Origin of the sequence: Enterobacter sp. PTB (genome assembly GCF_051130085.1) — a bacterium.
GTDB classification, from domain to species: domain Bacteria; phylum Pseudomonadota; class Gammaproteobacteria; order Enterobacterales; family Enterobacteriaceae; genus Enterobacter; species Enterobacter ludwigii.
Genome location: NZ_JBDKEE010000004.1, coordinates 333,792 through 353,200 on the forward strand (window position 1 = coordinate 333,792; position 19,409 = coordinate 353,200).

At 53.8% G+C, this 19,409-nt stretch carries 25 protein-coding genes; 3 read left to right on the plus strand and 22 right to left on the minus strand.

All coding sequences use genetic code 11. The features are described from left to right. Positions 1–20: 20 nt before the first annotated feature. Complete coding sequence (locus tag AAIR21_RS07615) at positions 21–353, minus strand: glycine zipper domain-containing protein (RefSeq protein WP_020883667.1); 333 nt, start codon at positions 351–353, stop codon at positions 21–23. 160 nt (positions 354–513) lie between these two features. Next, positions 514–1,383: a glutathione-dependent disulfide-bond oxidoreductase gene (gene yghU, locus AAIR21_RS07620; protein ID WP_020883668.1), complete on the minus strand. Its 870-nt coding sequence runs from the start codon at positions 1,381–1,383 to the stop codon at positions 514–516. A gap of 213 nt (positions 1,384–1,596) precedes the next feature. Here yghU and gss point away from each other — a divergent pair, with 213 nt between their 5' ends. Next, a complete protein-coding gene (gss, locus tag AAIR21_RS07625) occupies positions 1,597–3,459 on the plus strand; it encodes a bifunctional glutathionylspermidine amidase/synthase (protein ID WP_032680303.1) in 1,863 nt (620 codons plus the stop codon). A 65-nt stretch (positions 3,460–3,524) separates the two neighbouring features. Here the strand turns inward: gss and pgaD are convergent, their stop codons facing one another. Genes pgaD through pgaA form a run of 4 tightly spaced genes read right to left on the minus strand, consistent with a single transcriptional unit; the run spans position 3,525 to position 9,727 of the window. Continuing rightward, positions 3,525–3,956 carry a poly-beta-1,6-N-acetyl-D-glucosamine biosynthesis protein PgaD gene (gene pgaD, locus AAIR21_RS07630; protein ID WP_047355874.1) on the minus strand — a complete coding sequence of 144 codons (432 nt, stop codon included), beginning with the start codon at positions 3,954–3,956 and terminating at the stop codon, positions 3,525–3,527. Next, positions 3,953–5,284, minus strand: coding sequence for a poly-beta-1,6-N-acetyl-D-glucosamine synthase (pgaC, locus tag AAIR21_RS07635; protein WP_020883671.1), 1,332 nt, complete (start codon positions 5,282–5,284; stop codon positions 3,953–3,955). The genes pgaD and pgaC overlap by 4 nt, the downstream gene beginning before the upstream one ends. Beyond that, positions 5,277–7,280, minus strand: coding sequence for a poly-beta-1,6-N-acetyl-D-glucosamine N-deacetylase PgaB (pgaB, locus tag AAIR21_RS07640; RefSeq protein WP_073396395.1), 2,004 nt, complete (start codon positions 7,278–7,280; stop codon positions 5,277–5,279). Before pgaB ends, pgaC begins: the two co-directional genes overlap by 8 nt. Before the next feature lie 8 nt (positions 7,281–7,288). Continuing rightward, positions 7,289–9,727, minus strand: coding sequence for a poly-beta-1,6 N-acetyl-D-glucosamine export porin PgaA (pgaA, locus tag AAIR21_RS07645; protein WP_183516710.1), 2,439 nt, complete (start codon positions 9,725–9,727; stop codon positions 7,289–7,291). A 671-nt stretch (positions 9,728–10,398) separates the two neighbouring features. Here pgaA and AAIR21_RS07650 point away from each other — a divergent pair. Next, a complete protein-coding gene (locus AAIR21_RS07650; protein WP_044857798.1) occupies positions 10,399–10,926 on the plus strand; it encodes a helix-turn-helix transcriptional regulator in 528 nt (175 codons plus the stop codon). Between the two features lie 455 nt (positions 10,927–11,381). Then, positions 11,382–11,687 carry a DUF7716 domain-containing protein gene (locus AAIR21_RS07655; protein ID WP_113656402.1) on the plus strand — a complete coding sequence of 102 codons (306 nt, stop codon included), beginning with the start codon at positions 11,382–11,384 and terminating at the stop codon, positions 11,685–11,687. A gap of 592 nt (positions 11,688–12,279) precedes the next feature. Here AAIR21_RS07655 and AAIR21_RS07660 read toward each other — a convergent pair. From AAIR21_RS07660 to AAIR21_RS07735, 16 genes are all read right to left on the minus strand, one after another. Further along, the gene (locus AAIR21_RS07660; RefSeq protein ID WP_434680539.1) at positions 12,280–12,600 is read right to left on the minus strand and encodes a type II toxin-antitoxin system RelE/ParE family toxin; all 321 of its coding nucleotides are present in this window, start codon (positions 12,598–12,600) and stop codon (positions 12,280–12,282) included. Next, positions 12,597–12,860 carry a type II toxin-antitoxin system ParD family antitoxin gene (locus AAIR21_RS07665; RefSeq protein WP_434680542.1) on the minus strand — a complete coding sequence of 88 codons (264 nt, stop codon included), beginning with the start codon at positions 12,858–12,860 and terminating at the stop codon, positions 12,597–12,599. The genes AAIR21_RS07660 and AAIR21_RS07665 overlap by 4 nt, the downstream gene beginning before the upstream one ends. A 92-nt stretch (positions 12,861–12,952) precedes the next feature. After that, on the minus strand, positions 12,953–13,798 hold the full coding sequence (locus tag AAIR21_RS07670; RefSeq protein WP_434680545.1) for a DUF4942 domain-containing protein: 846 nt from the start codon (positions 13,796–13,798) through the stop codon (positions 12,953–12,955). Positions 13,799–13,882: 84 nt separating this feature from the next. After that, positions 13,883–14,086 (minus strand): hypothetical protein, encoded by a 204-nt coding sequence (locus tag AAIR21_RS07675; RefSeq protein ID WP_434680547.1) that lies wholly within the window; start codon positions 14,084–14,086, stop codon positions 13,883–13,885. 29 nt (positions 14,087–14,115) lie between these two features. Beyond that, the gene (locus tag AAIR21_RS07680) at positions 14,116–14,607 is read right to left on the minus strand and encodes a DUF5983 family protein (protein WP_434680549.1); all 492 of its coding nucleotides are present in this window, start codon (positions 14,605–14,607) and stop codon (positions 14,116–14,118) included. Then, positions 14,604–14,981 carry a TA system toxin CbtA family protein gene (locus tag AAIR21_RS07685; RefSeq protein WP_434680551.1) on the minus strand — a complete coding sequence of 126 codons (378 nt, stop codon included), beginning with the start codon at positions 14,979–14,981 and terminating at the stop codon, positions 14,604–14,606. The genes AAIR21_RS07680 and AAIR21_RS07685 overlap by 4 nt, the downstream gene beginning before the upstream one ends. Positions 14,982–15,093: 112 nt before the next feature. Further along, a complete protein-coding gene (locus AAIR21_RS07690) occupies positions 15,094–15,456 on the minus strand; it encodes a TA system toxin CbtA family protein (protein ID WP_038255425.1) in 363 nt (120 codons plus the stop codon). A gap of 51 nt (positions 15,457–15,507) precedes the next feature. After that, the gene (locus AAIR21_RS07695; RefSeq protein ID WP_038255427.1) at positions 15,508–15,867 is read right to left on the minus strand and encodes a type IV toxin-antitoxin system YeeU family antitoxin; all 360 of its coding nucleotides are present in this window, start codon (positions 15,865–15,867) and stop codon (positions 15,508–15,510) included. 23 nt (positions 15,868–15,890) lie between these two features. Next, positions 15,891–16,112 (minus strand): DUF987 domain-containing protein, encoded by a 222-nt coding sequence (locus AAIR21_RS07700; RefSeq protein WP_434680553.1) that lies wholly within the window; start codon positions 16,110–16,112, stop codon positions 15,891–15,893. A gap of 20 nt (positions 16,113–16,132) precedes the next feature. Further along, a complete protein-coding gene (gene radC / locus AAIR21_RS07705; RefSeq protein WP_434680556.1) occupies positions 16,133–16,612 on the minus strand; it encodes a RadC family protein in 480 nt (159 codons plus the stop codon). An 11-nt stretch (positions 16,613–16,623) separates the two neighbouring features. Beyond that, a complete protein-coding gene (locus tag AAIR21_RS07710) occupies positions 16,624–17,109 on the minus strand; it encodes an antirestriction protein (protein ID WP_434680558.1) in 486 nt (161 codons plus the stop codon). 15 nt (positions 17,110–17,124) lie between these two features. Continuing rightward, complete coding sequence (locus AAIR21_RS07715) at positions 17,125–17,379, minus strand: hypothetical protein (protein WP_072009066.1); 255 nt, start codon at positions 17,377–17,379, stop codon at positions 17,125–17,127. Further along, complete coding sequence (locus tag AAIR21_RS07720) at positions 17,379–18,197, minus strand: DUF932 domain-containing protein (RefSeq protein WP_038255436.1); 819 nt, start codon at positions 18,195–18,197, stop codon at positions 17,379–17,381. The genes AAIR21_RS07715 and AAIR21_RS07720 overlap by 1 nt, the downstream gene beginning before the upstream one ends. Before the next feature lie 105 nt (positions 18,198–18,302). Then, on the minus strand, positions 18,303–18,536 hold the full coding sequence (locus AAIR21_RS07725; RefSeq protein WP_025203217.1) for a DUF905 domain-containing protein: 234 nt from the start codon (positions 18,534–18,536) through the stop codon (positions 18,303–18,305). A gap of 55 nt (positions 18,537–18,591) precedes the next feature. Then, positions 18,592–18,813 carry a hypothetical protein gene (locus AAIR21_RS07730; protein ID WP_025203218.1) on the minus strand — a complete coding sequence of 74 codons (222 nt, stop codon included), beginning with the start codon at positions 18,811–18,813 and terminating at the stop codon, positions 18,592–18,594. Between the two features lie 71 nt (positions 18,814–18,884). Continuing rightward, positions 18,885–19,247 carry a hypothetical protein gene (locus tag AAIR21_RS07735; RefSeq protein ID WP_025203219.1) on the minus strand — a complete coding sequence of 121 codons (363 nt, stop codon included), beginning with the start codon at positions 19,245–19,247 and terminating at the stop codon, positions 18,885–18,887. Between the last annotated feature and the right edge of the window lie 162 nt (positions 19,248–19,409).

Here is a 19,409-nt window from a genome sequence, read left to right on the forward strand (position 1 = left end):
GGAGCGCCGCCTGCCGCTTATCAGTGGGTGGCTTCACCAATCAGTGCGCCAGAGCCGGCACCGACGGCAGCCCCTTTCAGTACGCTGTTGCCTGTTACCGCTGCAGCACCTGCGCCCACCACGGCACCCACCGCGCCGCCTTTACGCGCAGCTTTACCTTTGTCGCCGTTTTTGAACATCGCACCGGTACCCGCGCCAACGACCGCACCGCCTACCGTGGATTTCAAATCTTTGCCCGTGGCTGCGCCAATTGCCGCACCGGCCACTGCACCGGCGGCGGTTTTATCTATCGCCATACCAGAAGTGGAAAAGATCAGGGTGCTGATAATCAGCGCTGTTTTCATCAATTTCATAACAAATCCTTTGTGACTGCTGTCGGTTGAGTCCGCTTTTCTCGTCATCTGACCTGAGAAAAACGTCCGCATAGTGCCAGTAATACCGGCTCAACCCTTAAGCAAATCATGCCCCTGGCAGGGATCCCTGTTGCCGGGCGGTGGTCCGCCCGGCAGAGAATTACGCCTGACGCTTGTCTTCCGTATTGGTCTCGAAGTCGCTCGCCGCGTGGCGTTCGTGGAGCTGCTCGTTGAGCTCGCCGCTGGTGCGGTTAACGATACGCCCGCGCTTCACGGCAGGGCGGTGTGCAACATCTTTCGCCCAGCGCTGAACGTTGGTGTACTTCTCAGCGTCGAGGAACTCGGCGGCGTTATACACGCTACCCAGCGCCACACAGCCGAACCACGGCCAGACCGCCATATCGGCGATGGTGTACTCTTCACCGGCCACGTAGCGGCTACGCGCCAGCTGTTTATCCAGCACGTCGAACAGGCGTTTGGCTTCCATCGTGAAGCGGTCAATCGCGTACTCAATCTTCACCGGTGCGTAGTTATAGAAGTGGCCGAAACCGCCGCCGAGGAACGGGGCCGCGCCCTGCAGCCAGAACAGCCAGTTCAGGGTTTCCGTACGTCCCGCCGGATCTTTTGGCAGGAAATGGCCGAACTTCTCTGCCAGATAGAGCAGGATGCTGCCGGATTCAAATACGCGCGTGGGCGGTGTCGTTGAGTGGTCACGCAGCGCCGGTATTTTCGAGTTCGGGTTCACTTCAACAAAGCCGCTGGAGAACTGGTCGCCTTCACCAATGCGAATCAACCATGCATCGTACTCGGCACCCGTCACGCCAAGCGCCAGAAGCTCTTCCAGCATGATGGTCACTTTCTGCCCGTTTGGTGTGCCCAGAGAATAGAGCTGCAGCGGATGCGAACCCACGGGTAACTCTTTCTCATGCGTCGCACCGGAGATCGGACGGTTAATATTGGCGAACGCGCCGCCGCCGTTCTTTTTCCATTCCCACACTTTGGGTGGCTGATAGGTATTTTCGTCTGACATGTTGGCCTGCCTTTTTTGTGATGTGTTGAGGGAGTGTAGCAGGAGTTCATGGGAGGGTTTAGCGAACTGAGCGCAATACATTTCCCCTTCGCGCCACGCTACACAGACAGCGGAACGGGTGTATGATAAATCCCACCTCTGTCAGGTTAATTACAACGTGCAGACGACGACAACCCTTTCAACATTGCCGCCTGCCCGTTTTAGGTTGGATACATGCGTAAAGGAAAGTTAAGCAGTGACGCGCCATTCGGGACGTTATTAGGTTATGCGCCGGGTGGCGTGGCGATTTACTCTTCAAACTACGGCAGTCTCGATCCGCGTCGTTATCCGGAAGACGCGGATTTTCGCAGCTATATTGGCAATGAATACATGGGCCATAAGTGGCAGTGTGTTGAGTTCGCCCGCCGTTTTCTGTTCCTCAATTATGGATGTGTTTTCACCGACGTCGGTATGGCGTGGGAGATCTTCTCTCTGCGCTTTTTGCGCCAGGTCGTGAACGATAACATCCTGCCGCTTCAGGCCTTTGCCAATGGGTCGAAACGCGCGCCGCAGGCCGGGGCGTTGCTTATCTGGCAAAAGGGCGGGGAGTTTCATGAGACCGGCCACGTTGCTGTGATCACGCAACTGTTGGACGATAAGGTGCGCATTGCCGAGCAGAACGTTATTCACTCTCCGCTCCCGCTCGGGCAGCAGTGGACGCGCGAGCTGCGAATGACCGTTGAGAACGGTACTTACACGCTGCATGACACCTTTAACGATACCGAAATTCTCGGCTGGATGATCCAGACGGACGACACGGAGCACAGCATCCCGCAGCCGGAACTCGACGGTGAACTGCTCAAAATCAGCGGTGCGCGGCTGAAGAATAAACGTCAGTTTGACGGGAAATGGCTCAACGAAAACGACGCCCTGCAGCAGGCATATGTCCGCGCAAACGGCCACTTTATCAATAAAGATCCCTGCCAGTATTTTACCATCACCGAAAGTGCCGAGCAGGAGCTGATCAAAGCGACCAATGAACTGCACCTGATGTACCTGCACGCGACCGACAAAGTGCTGAAAGACGATAACTTACTGGCGCTTTTTGACATCCCTAAAATCCTCTGGCCGCGTCTGCGCCTCTCATGGCAGTGGCGTCGTCACCATATGATCACCGGTCGTATGGATTTCTGTATGGATGAGCGTGGCATCAAGGTTTACGAGTACAACGCCGATTCCGCCTCCTGCCACACGGAAGGGGGATTAATCCTCGAAGAGTGGGTGAAGAACGGTTATCGCGGTAACGGCCACAATCCGGCGGAAGGTTTGCTGGAAGAACTTACCGGCGCGTGGAAGCACAGCCATGCGCGTCCGTTCGTGCACATCATGCAGGACAATGACGTCGAAGAGGATTATCACGCGCTCTTTATTCAGCGCTCTCTGCTGCAGGCCGGGTTTGAAACCAAAATTCTGCATGGGCTTAACGCTCTCAGCTGGGATGCGGCCGGGCAACTGATTGACGACGAAGGCCGTCACGTTAACTGCGTGTGGAAAACCTGGGCGTGGGAGACGGCGATAGAGCAGATCCGCGAGGTGAGCGAAACCGAATACGCCGCCGTGCCGATCCGCACCGGGTATCCGGCAGGTGACGTACGGCTGATTGACGTCCTGCTGCGTCCGGAAGTGCTGGTGTTCGAACCGCTGTGGACGGTTATTCCCGGCAACAAGGCGATCCTCCCGGTGCTCTGGCAGCTGTTCCCGAATCACCGTTATCTGCTCGATACCGATTTCGAGGTTAACGACCTGCTGAAACAGACCGGTTACGCCATCAAACCGATTGCCGGACGCTGCGGCAGCAATATCGATCTGATTAGCGCCGGGGATGAAGTGCTGGATAAATCGAGCGGCAAGTTTGTCGATCGCAAAAATATCTACCAGCAGCTGTGGTGCCTGCCGAAGGTGGATGGCAAGCATATCCAGGTCTGTACGTTTACCGTGGGCGGTAACTACGGCGGCACCTGTCTGCGCGGGGATGATTCGCTGGTGGTGAAGAAAGAGAGCGACATCGAACCGTTGATTGTGGTGAAAGACAAGTAAGCTGTTCCGGCTGTCAACACACACCCGCAAGTGTTCCTTGCGGGTGTTTTTCGTTTTCTGGCGGCTCAGGGATGCTCGTCGTGCTGCTGACTTATCTTCAGGTCAATGATGCGGCCGATCTGGTCATGATAGACCGTCAGCAAATTGTACTGACTCATCTCTGAAATGATTTGCGGGGGGACGTTAAAGCTTCTCGCCAGCTCATCGTGACGCCAGGTATCGGGACGCCGCCGCCTTACCTGAGCGCGACGGCGATTGTACTGATACCACAGAATGAGCAACCAGCCGTTAAGCACGGCGATCAGCAAATAGATCAGCACCGTATTAAACGAGGCAATAATAATGCCCCAGCGGTAGTTGCTCTCCTCGGTTACCTGCATCCACAGATTGGCATAGAGGAAAAACAGAAAACCTCCCCATGCCAGCAGCGTCAGCACCGCATCAAAAAGACGGGGCAATAGCCGATGTTCAGTCAGAATTAGCGTATTTTCGTTCATTGAATGCTTCCTTTTCCCCGGTCCGGACTGATCCAGCGCGCACGTGCACGCTGACGTTTAAGCATGACTTTTGGAAAGGCGACGAGGGTGGTGAACAGACCAATCATCCAGTACACCATCGGGAACCAGATCACCCAGAAAAGCGAACTCGCCACGTTTCTTTCATAGCGCCGCTCGATATACAAACTGACGAGGAATTGCATCAGACACATGACCCCCAGAAGCAACCCGGTAAATTCAGGAGGAAACAGACTCTCGACGGTCAGGTTTGTGGGTAACGTAATGATATGGCTGACAATGAACAGCAACACGGTCACCGCATACGCGAATGCCCAGAGCGTTGACAACGCGTACTCTAAAAACAGCGGCCACATGCGATGATGTTCCCAGCGCACGATCTTGCGAAGGTTAACCAGAAAGACCTCTGCACCGCCCTGCGCCCAGCGTAAACGCTGTTTCCACAGACCTTTTAACGTCTCTGGCATCAGGATCCAGCACAGCGCCCGCGGCTCAAAAAAGATATCCCAGTGTCGAAGCTGAAGCTTCCAGCTGATGTCGATATCTTCGGTGATCATATCCGGGCTCCAGTACCCCACATCTGCCAGCGCCTGTCGGCGAAAGGCCGCAATAACCCCGGAGACGGTAAAGACCCTGCCGTAGATCCGCTGCGTCCGTTTGATGAGACCAATAATCGATGAGAACTCGCCTACCTGAATACGGCCAATCAGCGTTGATCGTGTGCGAATACGCGGATTCCCGGTGACGGCTCCGACGTGGGGATACTTAATCAGCGGCTCTACCAGATAGGCTGCGGTATCACGATCGAGCAGGGCGTCGCCATCAATACAGACCAGCAGATCGCCGCGTGCCGCCGCCGCGCCGGCCTTAAGCGCCACCGCCTTCCCCTGGTTTTCTGCGAGGTGAATGACGCGCAGGCGCGGCTGTTCCTGCGCCAGCTGCTGCAGCACCTCTGCGGTGTTGTCAGAAGAACCATCGTTGATCGCGATAACTTCGATATTGGGGTAGCGCTGATCCAGCGCGGCGCTAATGGTCTCCCGGGCATTTCTTTCCTCGTTGAAACACGGGATCAGGATTGAAATTAACGGATCGCCGTCTAACGTGGGAGCAGGCGTCTGCTTATCCCATGACCAGTGCCGTTCAAGCTGAAACCAGAAATAGAGCCCCCCGGTTATCCAGAGCACGGACATGAACAGTGGCCAGAAGAAGACAAAATCCAGAATCAGTTCTCCGGTAAAGAGGGCTGCCACGCCCAGAGGCAACCCGAATACCAGGCATAAAATAGAGAATGCGATAATGCGATCAGTCATTGTCAGGGTACCAGTACGAAGAGAATTCAGGCCTGATGCGTGAAATATCAGGTTGGTTGTTGATGAAATCGTCGGGGTAGTAACCATAATTTTTGATGCCGTTCAGCTGGAGTACGCGCATCCACTGCGCCAGACGCGTGTCGGGCACGGCACGTTGAGGTTTCTGCTCCCAGTCCCGGGCCTGTAGCTCGAAAATGGTTTTATTGAGCGCTCCGGGCCGTGCGGCAACGGCGGCGATCAACCGCGTGAGCCAGGCATCGCTTTCCTCTGCCGGAACGGATTCCATCAGCGGCATAGCCATCGGAACCGTCCAGTCGTAGGTCATCAGAAAATCATCCAGATTTTGTGCAAACCACGCTTCGCTCTCGGGCTGCAGGATGGGCAGGGCGAACATATTCCGCGCGGTTTTAATCTGCGGGCCGCGTATGTTTTTCACCGCCTGGCTAAGGCTGCGGGTAAAGCCGATGAGCGTCTGACTTTTAAAGCGACTCCAGGCGTGAAGGGCGGCCGGATCGTGTTGCATCGCGGCGATGCTGCGGTTATTCCAGGCGCGCAGGGCATCCGGGCCGGCATCTTCAAAGTCTGTCAGTACCGCATCGTCGTGAAATAAGATCCCATTGAAGCTGGCGTAGCGGGCAAGATCTTCATAGATTTCCGTGACCTGCTGACGAACCTCGGGGTTCCACGGGGAGAGGCGGATGTAGGGGTCGGTAGCCTCGTGCAATTGGCCCGTTTGACGATCCCAGCGCTGTACCCGCGGGAGTGCGGGTGAGAGATCGAAAGAGAGCACCGGCATCCACGCATAGACTTTTACGCCTGCACGGGTTTGCAGCTGCCAGGCGACAAAATTAAACAGATCGGCGCGCACCGGAAGCCGGCTGTTAGGGAAGTAGAGCGCTTTGATCGTGCCATCGCCCAGCGGATCGGAAAACGCCTGCAGGAAAACATGACTGATTTTCATGTCGTAAACCCGCTGGACAAGTTTGTTGATATTGTTGGTTTGCTGGGCCGGATCGGGATCGTAGACATAATCGAGATCGACATGCATGACGCGCACGGGATCGGCCTCCTGAATCTGGCTGACCGTGCTGGCAAAGGATTTGAGCGAGGGATTTCCGGAAATCAAAAGACGCGGAATATTGCCGAGATCGCGCACATCCGCCAGCCCATCCTCAAGGGTAAAGGCCAGTTGATAACCCTGCTTTCTGGCGATGGCGAGCGATGTGCCGTTCGCGGCGCCATAGGGCCAGACCCAGGCGCGGGGCGCTTTTCCCGTCACCCGGGTAATTTTATCGGTAACTTTGCGCACGTCATCAGCGATCCGCTGGTTGAACTGCCGATCGGTTTCATAACGCCCCGTCGCTTTATCGTAAAAGCGGTTGGCGATGGCGGGTTCACGGCTTCCCTGTGGGTTAGCCGGTATGCCGTAATGCGAAGCCCAGGTATGCGAGCCAATCTCAACCAGCGGAGACTGGCTTAGCTCCCGCACCATATCCCAGGTTGCAAAGCGCTCGCGGGGCGTCATCAGTCCGCCGAAATTGACCTTCTGATTCGCTGGCGTATCTACCCAACTGCCCACCGGTGCCCACAGCGCAGGGACGTTCCAGGCCTGAAGGAGTGGCCAGACGCGGGTGTAGAAACTGCTGTAGCCATCATCAAAACTGAGTAAATAGGCTCTGGGCGGCAGCGTTTTTTTGCCCTCATGCGCATCCAGAATATCCTGCACGCTAATGGCGTGATAACCGTGATGCACAAGCCAGCCGATCTGCTCGTTTAGGGCGCTGGTACGAACGGACAGGTAGCGCTGATCGGCTGCATCATCTTCAACGTCATGGTAGGCCAGAACCAGAAAATGGTTTGTTGGCCAGGGTTTACTCGCCTCAGGCTGTGGCCGTTCCTGGGGGGACATAAACGAGAGGGCCTGAGCGCAGACGCTCGCGCTGAGGCATAACCAGCCGATAATTATCAGGCTCACAGAAAAACGTTTGTTCAGCATATTCATCCTTAAAAGCGTAAATTCGCATCAAACGTGACGGAGAGATTGCTTTCTCGTTTACCGTCGAAAGGGCGCTTGTCCCAGTTCAGCATCACGCCGCTATCAATGACGTTGTTCCATTGAATGCGCTGCCCGTAACCCAGCAGGGCGATGGCACCAGCGGGCTGATTTTTCTGCCAGTATTCCCCGCCTCCGAGAACGACCTGCTGGCTCCAGAGCGTGTCGTAATGGCGGTACATCTGGTGATCGACGGACAGGGCCGCCGTTACGGAGAGATCCCGCTCCGGGTTGTAATAGAGCGTGTCCCGCAGGGTGTTGGTACTCGCTGATATACCCGGTTCGAGATCCAGCGTCAGGGTGGGTGTCTGCCACAGCCGCTCTTTACCCGTAAGGGCGAACTCCTGGCGGCGGTTATGGTCGGAAAAGTGGCTGGCAGAGGCGTTAAACTGGTACTCACGGCGTTCGTTTTGATACCAGCGAACCCAGCCTTCTCCCCGGTTTGCGCTGACGCCATTACGCAGTGCCCGTAAAGGCGTCGTGCGTGAAAGACGTTCGAGGTTTCCGCCCACCTGCCAGCTATCGTTCAGGCTGTACGCCGCCGAGAGGCGAGCACCGGGCTTGTTTGCACCGTGATAATGGTTGCCGGAGAGTTCTGCTTCGACCAGAAGGTCGCGAGGCCGCCATTCGACGCCGGCAAACAGGTGGCGGCTGCTGCCTTTGCCTTCGTCGAAATTGCCCTGCGCAAATCGGGTTCCACCAAACAGCCGCCAGTTATCCGCGACGGGCGGACCGTAGAGCGTGGCATCCCAGCTCAGATCGTGTGTGCCGCTGACGGGGTTATCAGAGTGCAGTCCTTTGCCCGCGTTCAGACGCAGTTCGGACAGGTGATGGACGTTTCTGAGCCTGTCCAGACGTCGGGCGCTCCCGTCGACAGGCGCGCGGGCGATAACGTCATCGGCCAGTAAATCCATCTGTCGCCACTCCTGCAGATCCATTGCGACGTAGGCCTGCTGCCGTTCCAGCTCGATATTGGATGGCTCCAGCGTCTCGGCCATTTTGAGCTTTTGCTCCGCCGCCCGCGGCAGACCCCGCGCCTGAAGTAAGGTGGCGTAGTCAATCTGTAATCCCTGATTTCCCGGCGCTGACGCAGCCAGACGTTGCGCCAGCTTTTCGGCTTGCGGAAGGGCATTGGTCATCAGCAAATAGTTAAAGGTGAGCGACTGCCCGATGAGCCATTGATCGTTGGGTTGCGGGGTTGGCGAACCGAAATCGTAGCGGGTCCAGGGCGTGTTACGGGTTATCTTCTCAACATACTGGCGAGCGGCCTGATACTGCCCGGTATCCAGCCAGGCGTAGAAGAGCGCATGATCGTCGTCCTGCGGATCCGGCGCATAGTCTGGATAACGTTTGAGAAGCGAGAGGGCGGCATCGGCATTTTTCTCCTCCAGATACGCGGAGATAACCCAGCCAATTGCCCAGGTCGGCACGGGATGCTGAGCCGACGTTAACGCCTGATATTCCCTGATGACCTGTGGATAATCACCGTGGGCGTGAAGCGCGCCAAGCCGATCGACACGGGCCCGGATAACGTCCTCCGCTGCCTGAGGTTCGTTTTGCCAGCGGGACAGCAGCTCGTCATAGCGGTTCAGCGCCGCTTGCGCGAGCTGCAAACGCTCTGTTTCAGTACGGGCAGGCACATCGGCGAGGCGTACCATTTCGGCGGCGGCGTTGAGTGCCAGGCGGCGACGTTGCGCGGGGGGCAGCGTCACCGTTTGTGAAAGCCGCAGGGCAGGCGTGTCGGCCCGGTTGTCTGTTAACGCATCAATCAACTCAGTACGAAGGGCGTCATCCGCTGGCGCACTATTCAACGCACGGATGTCTGCCAAAAGCCGCTCCTGGTTTTTCCCCTGGCGTGAATAGACATAAGAGAGCGTCTGGAGGTGAGCCAGAGAGGGCTTTTCCGCCACCCGTTGCCGTGCTTCCTGCAGAGCCAGTGTATCCATGCGGGCGTCGGCGAGGGTTTTGATGTAGCCGATGCGATAATCGTCGTTATCCGGTGCAAGGTTACACGCCTCCTTCCAGAGCATTAACGCAGGTTGCCACGCCTTTTGGTTTCGCCTTGCCTGAGCAGCAGCAGCCACGCCACGGGCAGGAAGAGGCATATAAACCTTGTAACGCAGCCAGACCTGAATAACGTCGTCATCACGACCCGCCCAGGACGCCACCTGCAACCAGTCCGCAACCTGCTCAGGCGTCAGGGCATGTTGCTGCTGATAACGCTGAAGATATTGCAGAAAAGGTGCGTAATTACCGTTACGCGCCTGCTGAATCTGTTGTTCATATACTGATTCTGCTGCCTGAACCAGAAAGGGGAAAAGTAATAACAGAAACAATAAAGCGGGAGTGCGGTAAAAGAATAACGTATTGAAGCGAAGTGATCTTTCCATATCTATTTGCCATTTGTTTATCATAAATCCATTGCATAACACGGCCGCCTTTAAGCACGGGGTTAAAGGTCATAAATGAGAACGTTTAATCTGAATGCAGTTACGTTATGGGGTACTTACTTAAAGGTAATTATGGGTCCTTATGGTCAGGGCTAAGTGGCTGGTAATGTACACCCGATATGTTGGCAGATAAATATGTTGAAAAGCAGGGTGGTTGTTTTGAGATAATTCTGTAATGAGCTGTCCTAAACGATTATTTTGAAATGAGTTTATATTTTTAACTTTATGATTTTATTGGTTTTTATTTATATTGTGACAAATTTGTTTATATTTTTAATGTGCCTTATTGGTGTGAATTAAAGTACTTTCCGGTGCATGTTTGGGAAGTTTCATGACAAAAATTCTTAATATCCATAAAAGTGACTTTTCTGAGATTGTTTTTTACTTATAATTAATGGCAGCCATTGAATGATAGTCTATGGGAAGGCGTATCAATGAATGTGCGAATTGAGGGTCAATCAAAGCCAGAATACATTTATCGTTAATATAAAAGCGCTATAAAACGAAGGCGGACTTCTTTCCGAAGGGTCGTTCTTGCTTTAATCTAAAAGGGATGGTTAGTGGCAACTTCAATAGTGTTAGTGACACAGGATCGCTACCTTGTCAGGGGGATGAGGATATTTTTTCCGGATATAATCCTGCTGGACTCCATTGACAGAAAGATATTTGATAACGGCGCAGATGAATATTCTGTATTGATTGATAGCCGTGCACCGCTGCGTTTATATGATTACCTGATACGCCATCCGGCCAGAACGAAAAAAACAATCTGCTGCGTTATGCTCGATATGCGGCATCGCGAGGAGAATCTGCTCAGCATGAAGTTGTTCATGAACACGTCGCTCACGGCACCCGATATGGCGTCGTTATTCAACCTGGTGCTCAACATGAAGGGCAAACGTCTGACAACAAAGTGGCTGCTGAACTTACGGCTGAGCACGCATGAAGCCATTATGCTGCGGTTGCTCAGGGCTGGCATGGCGATGGAAGAGGTGGCACAGGAACTGAATACGTCGATTAAAAGCCTCTACCGTAAACGGACCGCGCTCTCAGAACGGCTGGGGGCAGAGAACTTCAACGAGGCTTGTTTGTTTATCTTTAAAAATAAACTGCTGGATTCGGATGGGAACGATCCCTAGCTTAGTTTTACCCCAAAAGCAAAAACCCGCCACGAGGGTGCGCTACATTATAACTTGTTCCGTTAGTTTGAACCGGAGGTGGGGGCGTTCCATCTCGCAGAATTCAATTAGGTCACGTGGAAGGTTGAACCAGGCTTAAGGTGTACTATGTGTTCCATGAACATACTTTGGACTCTTCAGAGCATACAAGCATTTGAAAGTGGACTCTGATTTTGAACGAGTGTGACAAGGCAAATACCCCGGTGTAGCGAAGCAAGTTCGATCGCTAAGATATCGTAAATTCATATGGTTATCGCCTAAACGGAGGGCGTGGCATCATGGTGACACCCCTCGGCACTGTAGTTAGCAAATTTTAATGATCATAAAAGCTACCATAAAATTTACCATCCTGATGGAACTGGTGGTCGTAATAAATGGGGTGGCGGGACGTCCTGCAGAAAATAGTGGAGGTTTAAATGATTGTCATTAATGGTTTTAACGAATTGCTACAAATGAAAGATGGTTTGCCTGATGTAGGTTGGCTGTATGTTTCGCCATCGTTCAGCCTTTCTTCAGAAGAAGATATAGTCAATGGTCGTTATTATTTTGCTGAAAACGAAGACGAAGAAATGGATTTTGAAGATAACTACGACACTTTCCTTGAAGCGCCAATTTTTAAGGCGATCATTGACAATAAGCTAGAGCATAATCCTGCCTCAGGGAGTGGTGAGCTTCTCTACGCGGTTCGTTATTACCTGGAAAACGATGATTTTCAGGACTGAAAACCGAAAACCTCTTTAATCGTATAAAGACTTCTTTGCAGGCTTGCTAAGCCCGTCGTAGCACCCCGTGTGGATTCTATCTATGCGGCAGTGCTCGTCATAGAAATCAGCACGTTGCTGACGGTGTTCCCTCGGTTGATGCTGGCACGGTACCTTGTACCGATTCTTACCTTCCCCTGAGGAACTGCTTGGCGGATATACTAAGCGCCGTTTCGGTATTTGGTGGGTTTTATCATAACGCCCATTTTGTACCACCGGGAAGTGGAGTTGGGGGAGAGGTAAGGGTGTTTACTTCTGGTGAACCAACAAGTTCTTGGCTCAGAAAGCAAAAACCCCCGCCGAAGCGAGGGTTATAAATGAGTGGTGCCCGGACTCGGAATCGACCTTTTAATCTATCTTATTGTTTTTATTTGTCATTGTTTGGTTTGGTAAAATTGATACCTCCATTGGTACCTCGAAATGGTTTTGCTGGTTGTTGGCGGGAGTTTCAGAAGATAAAAGTTACAGATTCGGGGCTATCTGAAACCATTGATTCGATTCCTTCATTCGATTCCCGATTCACCTGTGGATGATACCTCTGACCAGAGCAAAATCAAAGGTCATCCAACGGCTGATGGTCCCCTGGTTCAGCAAGTAGCATGTTGGTATCACGGGAACCATGTACGACGCGTTCTATACGAACTTCCGTATCCATTACTCTGAACAGAAGAATATAGCGACCATAAGGACAGACTCTGATCCCTGGTAGTAGTTCAGGCCTCTCTCTGTAGAGAGCCGGTGATTCTGCTATCAGAAGGCATTGCTGATACAGTTCTTCAGTAAAGCTGACCGCGCGCACAGGATTATCTCGTGCAATCCAGTCACCAATTGCTTCAAGATCAAGCTCTGCCAGTGGTGAGATACCCAGCTTCATTTTGTCTGGGTACCTTCGACCATGGTTTTGTATTTGCTCATCAGGCGACCAAATACTTCTTCAGCGTTTTTACTTTCACCGCTGTTGATGCCTGCAATGATTGCTTCCTGGAGTGATTCTAGCTTCGTTTTCTGCTCTCGATCTTCCAGGGCGCGAAGTCCTGCCCGGATAACTTCACTGGTGTTGTTATAACGCCCGCTTTCTATCTGCTCACGAATAAATGCTTCAAAGTGAGGGGTAAGGGCGACACTGGTCGGCATGATGATCTCTCCTGTTTAATTACTATCAGGTAATAATAGTTATTATCTCTGGGTTATTCAAGAACAGCAATTGCGACTTGATTCAGTAACTATTACCTCGCTGCCAGAGCTCCGGGATAGTGTCGGGCGATGATGTCATTCAGCTTATCGACCAGCTCTGGTCGCTTAAAGGTGATATGGGCTGTACCCTTCTGAAAGTACTTGATCACAAACATCTCATCCTCGTAACGGTTGCTGTGCCGATTAGCATGGATATGGTCTCCCAGGCGACGGGTAACATCAGCGCGGTTGTCGGGAACAGGCTTACCATCCAGAAGCATCAGCATACGCTCAAGGTCTGCCAGGCGGTCACGCTGCCAGCCCCAGTTCAACCCAAATCCCCATCGGTCACATTTGACCAGCCCTGTGACGATGATTTTCGTGCCAAATTTGCAGGGTGAATTCGTCCGATAGTCCCACGATAAGCCTTTGAACACATTTATAACTCCGCGCTCAAAAACCTCTCCTTTATTCAGATGCAACTGCTTAAAGGTGCTCAGGATATTGGCTTCGCTGACCACAGGAATATCGTCCTTCTCCAGACTGTTGTACCACTGCTCACGGGCCGCAGCATCCATCAGGCTTAGCATCCCCGACTGCTTCATCAAATCCCGCCATATACCGCGATCGAGATTACGGGTAATGGCTTTCATCGCCGCTTCTCTTTTTTCCATCAGCCAGCAGCCGCAGCGGAAGTCCTGCTTCATGGCCCAGTCCAGAGCGGTTTTACCGCCTATGCTGCGGGTCAGCGTTGAGATATCGTCCAGTTGCTGAATGAGGGATTCAATCTGCGTAAGCGCGGCGTTACGTCCCGTAACGATACGTTCAATACTGGTAGAGCAAATCACGTCGGTATGGCCGGTTAAAACGTTGGGTTCGGTGAGAGTAAGTTCTGACATGTTCTTATCCTTTATACAAAGAAAGCAAAACGCCAGTCGGTGAAGGCTGGCGCTTATGCGTGTACGATGAGTATGGTCCGGTGGCTAATTTGTTCTGGCCTGTTGCAAAAGCTGAAGATGGTGGAGATCGCGAACGTCCTGAAGCGCACGTTCAATCCAGGGCAACAGTACTGCTGAATCGGTGTTGTCTTCGTCGTTATCGAAGATAATCTCGCTGCCACAATTGATGTTGTCCTGCAGCCAGTCGATCAGGATCTGCAATGCAGTTTCAGTGGTTAATTCCGACATGTGTTCTCCTTGTGGCAATTGAGGTTGAGCTACCAGTCAAACGTAGCGAAGTCCGGCAGCACTTCGCCAAAGGCATCCAGATGAACAATGCCGACGGCGTAGCGACGCATAAGCGTTACCACCAGGCTACGACAGGCTTTCGACAGGCCGAGGCGTTTTAACCGCAACACCGGAAATGACCACGCGCCCAGGCGGAGCAGATAACCCGAGCCGGTATAACTAATCCACTCGCTGTCGCCAAAGTCTTCGTTCTGGTGTGAAAGGGTAAACAGCAGGGTGTTGTCGGCTTCGGTGATATGGGCGGTGCTGCACTGAATGCCGTTCAGGCGGGCAACGGGCGGGAGTGGATCTTCAACAATCAGCTTCCCCGGCTCGTCAGCAATGCGAAGCGAATAACCGCTCTTGTTCACCACATCGATCAGGTTAGCCAGTTCAATGCCGTCAATATCTACAGCGATCCGACCCAGGTTGAGGGCCAGTATAGTGACGGTATCGGCTTCTACCGTCAGGGATAGCTTCATGGTTGCACCTCTCTGTATTTCCCGGTGGTGATATCGGTCACCACTTTGTAATTGTTGCGGGTCATCAGCCCGGCGGCTTTGCGGGCGCGGAGAATATCGATACGGGTGAGAAGCGGCGACTGTGTTTCTGTGTTAAAACCACGGCGATCGGTACGTACCAGATCGTACTTTTCCACGATAAAATTCACGGCGTCACACAGTGAAATACCGGCGTCGATATGCGCCTGAATCACGCCATCGTTGCCAAACGGCGTGTCGTTTAACGTCAGACCGTAGTGACGGTCCAGCAGGTGGCTCAGAAGCCGTTGCCAGATCTCCACGGGGGACGGGTGTGTCGGTGCCTCCCGCGTTTGGGATCGTGGTTGGGTTTGCATTGGTTTACTCCGTTAATAGAAAAACGCCAACCGTTACGACAACGGATACTGGTGCGGCGGATCGCCTGACTGTACGAGGCGAAGGTGTGATGGCGGAGAGTCAGCTTCTGGCTTACGACTGACCGCTGATAATGAGGGTGGCGCTGTTGCCTGCCAGACCAACAGCGTTTTGGGCGCTCAGGATATCTGCGGGTGTGAGTGGCGGAGAGACGGACAGGAACGATTTTCCCCGATTATCAATGCGCTCCAGCTCGTCGTCTTCAACCACCTCGTTCAGGGCGTCAACCAGCGAATCACCGGCGTCAATGCATTCCTGGATAACGCCGTCATCGCCAAACGGCGTATCGTTAAGTGTCAGACCGTAGTGACGGTCCAGCAGATATGTCAGGAGGCGCTGCCACACGGCAATCGGTGGCACAGGCGATAACCGCTCAATTGCAGCGGCCCGTTTTGCGGAGACAGGATAAATTCTCATCATTGGATCTCTTTGTTGATGGGTAAAAACGAAGGTAAGCAGTAAGAAGGTTTATTCGGTTGTTGCAGGTGTCGGGTAAATTGCGAGATAGATGTACCCGTGCGAGCCGAGGCTATCGGCCTCACACACCAGTCCTTTTGCATAAAGGGTCACACTGTGCTGATGACGGGGAGTGAGTTCACCGCTGGTGAGCATCAGTTCCATTTGCTTCAACAGCAGCGGAAACGCTTGGTCCAGATGGCGTAAATCCGCCTCGCTGAAGGTCCCGATGATGCTGGCGCGGTCAGCGAGGTAATGCAGATGGTTACCCTCCTGCACCAGGCGAGCGCCAAAACAGGGTGTGATATTGCGTTTGAGCCCCCACCAGGGTTCGGCGATATTGTGGTTTACTGCCGGTATGTTATTCGACAATTTTAGTCTTCCTTAAATGTGAATTAATTCAGGGTAACGCTGCGCAACACGACATACGGACCGTTGCGGCCCTGACGGCGTTCTGCGAAGACCGCGAGCACGCCCCGGATATCCTGCACCTCTCGCCCGGCATAGTGACAGACGCTGCCGGACCACTGATAACGCCCGGTACAGAAGCGAAACAGACGGGACTGTGGATGCTGGCGGTATATCGCCATTGCCTGGCGCTTGCTGATAATTTTCATCGGGTGACTTTCCTCCTGTGCTACAGCCAGCCTCGCTCTGCAAATGAGATGGTCTCCATCCCGCCCACCACCAGATGGTCCAGCAGACGAATATCAACCAGTCCCAGTGCCTGCTGAAGACGCGTAGTGACCTGACGGTCAGCATTGCTGGGTTCGGCGACCCCGGACGGGTGGCAGTGCGCCACAATGACGGCGGCACAGTTATGCTTCAGCCCCGCTTTCACCACCTCCCGGGGATGTACCTGCGTATGGTTGATGGTCCCGGTGAAGAGCGTTTCGTGGGCTATCAGACGGTGCTGGTTATCGAGAAAGAGTGCGGTAAATTCTTCGCGCTCCAGTGAGGCGAGCTGCAGGCGCAGCCAGTCGCGGACGGCATTGCTGGACGTAAATGACGCGCCGGGTTCGCGTAGCTGGCATTCCAGCAGGGTTAACGCTTTCCTGACCGTCTGCTGGTCGGCCGGGGCTAATTCACGGGCAAACAGCGGTAACTGTTGTTCCATAGCGGCTGACCTCAGTCGATGATGTGCATGATGGCGCTGCATTCGGGGTGACCGAGCGCGTAGTCCCGCAGGCGGTAATAGTGTCCGGTCATGGCGTCGCATTCGGTGCGCATGGCGTGGTGGCTGTAAGTCATCAGACAGGCGGCAATCCCGGCGGCCTCGCTGCTGAGCTCATCACCGTTACCGTTCATTGTGTTGAACAGGGACCATTGTTCATCAGTATTGTCGTCAGCTTCCGGGGACATAAACGCACCGCCGTTGCTGAGCGTATAAAAATTCCAGATGCCGCCGTTGTAGTCAGCACAGAAGCGGTCCATCCAGGCGAAGACGGTCGGTTCGAGGATTATCCACTGCGGTATGCGCCCGAAGTGCTCAGGCCAGAACGCCACGCGCTGCTCGTCCGGGACGAGGGCGGCGGTCAGCGCGGGTGCAGAGCCGGTACCGGCAGGTTGTGTCTGTAGCGGGAGGGGATCGTTCAGGTTGATAATGTCGGTCATAGTGGTTTTCCTTGTTTATTTATCGGGTTGGGGGTTCTGGTTCAGCAGGTATGACGGGCAGGAGTGCGCATAGCCATCCTCATCACAACTTGATGGCCAGAGGCCTTCGGGAAGACTTAAGCTGCACAGGCTGAGCTCACCGGGTCGGTAGAGAAGATGTGAGCACCAGGCGCACAGGTCGTCGTCAGAGACGGAGCGGCAGCCTGTCCGGTGGGTCAGTGAAAGCGGATATGGCGGCACCTGAATCACGCCATCGGGAATGTGCGGCATTACTTCATGCTCTCCAGCAGACTTTCCGCCATCACCCACAACGCCCTGTTTAACTTAACGTCGCCGTCGATGCCGTTAATCGCGCGGGTGTGGGTACGTTTTCCCTGTGCGGTACGTCCGCTCATCCCGCCTTTCAACAACGATTCCTGAATGCGGTTATAAATGGTCCACAGGTCGTCCTGGCGGTCCTCATACCGTCGTGGCGTCAGTATCTGCGTAGCGGTCACCGGCTGGTGTTCTTCCCCAAAACGATATGTCAGCGCCGCTTCGGCCAGGGCGTGTTGTGCCGGTGGGGGTAACCGCAGCGACTGCATGGCGTCGCGCTTCTCTTCCACCCTGTCAAAGACGCTGAGCACTTCATAGGCCCCCTCAATCACTTTCCCGACAATATCGCCCCGGTGCGGAACTCTGATTTCGCCAAAGGACTGTCCGCAGACGAGGCTGTTGGTGCATACGCTTCTGAATATTCCTGGAAGTAACTGAAAACTCGACGCCCCATTGTGGCTGTTTAAAATAATGATTTCAGGCACATGCTGGCCATTTATCTGACCCGCCCGGCGCAGGCGCAGCAGGTGTTTGGTGTGTTCCCGACGTTCAGGATCGCGAACGCGCGACTGGCAGGCGAAGAAGGGTTCGAAACCTTCACGCTGCAGGTTCTCCAGCAGAGTAATAGTCGGTATATAGCTGTAACGGTCTGAGCGTGATGTGTGTTTGTCTTCACTGAAGACGCTGGGAACGAACTGCATCAGTTCGTCACGGGTTAAGGGGCGGTCGCGGCGGATTTGGTTTGTCCGCCCGAAGCGGCTGGCTAAACGCATGGTTAATTCCTTATGGTGGATAAAACGGCATAAACAAAAAAGCCATGCTCCTGTGGGAACATGGCCTGTTGGTGTGGCGGGTATTTGGGCGAGGCCCGTGGTGAGTCAGTCTCCGGGGATGCCGTGGCTGAGCAGGTAGCGGTTAAGCCAATACCCGGCGCTGGCTTCAAAATTCCACGCCCGCCAGATCAACTGCCCCTCGCTGTCGCGGATGACCAGCCGAAAATGCGTCCCCTGGTCGTCTTCAATAGCCACGTTCTGATACGCCGACACGATGACCTCAGCCTGCCTGCGGGTAAAGGGACCGGTCGGTATTGGGATATCGTCAGTGTTGTGCATTGCCATCTCCTGACTGGCGTCATAAAACAAAATGCCCCGCTCAGTGAGTAGGGCATCAGTGGGTTAAGTGTGTGGCGATAATCTGCAGTATCTGCTCCATCAGCGCCGCAATTAAGGCACCAGCGAGCAGGGTTGCGGCCTGTCTGGCGATATAAATGCTGTCTTCGTCATAACCTTCTGCGCGAAAGTGGTCTTCCACAAACTGTTGTGCCCTGTTGCTGGCACACCACGTCAGCACCTGGCCCAGCGCAGAGACCAGTATTTTCAGTAATGTCATGGGTAGGGTCTCCGGACTGCCGGGGAGGGCAGCCCGTGAAGGGGGGGATATGTAAATCAGGCAGGGTATGCTCAGTGATAGGTATATTGCCACCCGCCTTTACTGGTGGTGACATCAACTTCTGAAGCCACGCAGTTATTATAAAAACTCACCTCAACTGACTGCCCGTAGCGTAATGTGGCGGGCAGAATGGTTTCCTTATTGCTGGAGTACAGATATTTCTGGTTGGCGATACGACAATTTCCCCGGTTAACCACGATATTTTTCACCATTACGCCGTCATCGCGTGCGGTCACAACCACCGTGACATAACGCGTCCCGGCAGGATGGACCTTGTTAAAGGTTTCCACTTTGATGTCTGGCTGAGGCTGTGCTGCCAGTAAGGGAGCTGACACGGCCAGCAGAACAGGCAAAAGCCATTGTTTAATTTTCATCGGAATAATTCCTTATTAAATTCGGGAGTTGGGGAGAGCAGCACCGCCGGTTGAATACCTGCAGAGAAACAGCCCACCATGGGTATTACAGGCTGGCTCTGGAGACGCAGCCGTGTGTGCCGAATGCAGGCAGTACTTTACCGGCACCGTTGAGTGTGAATA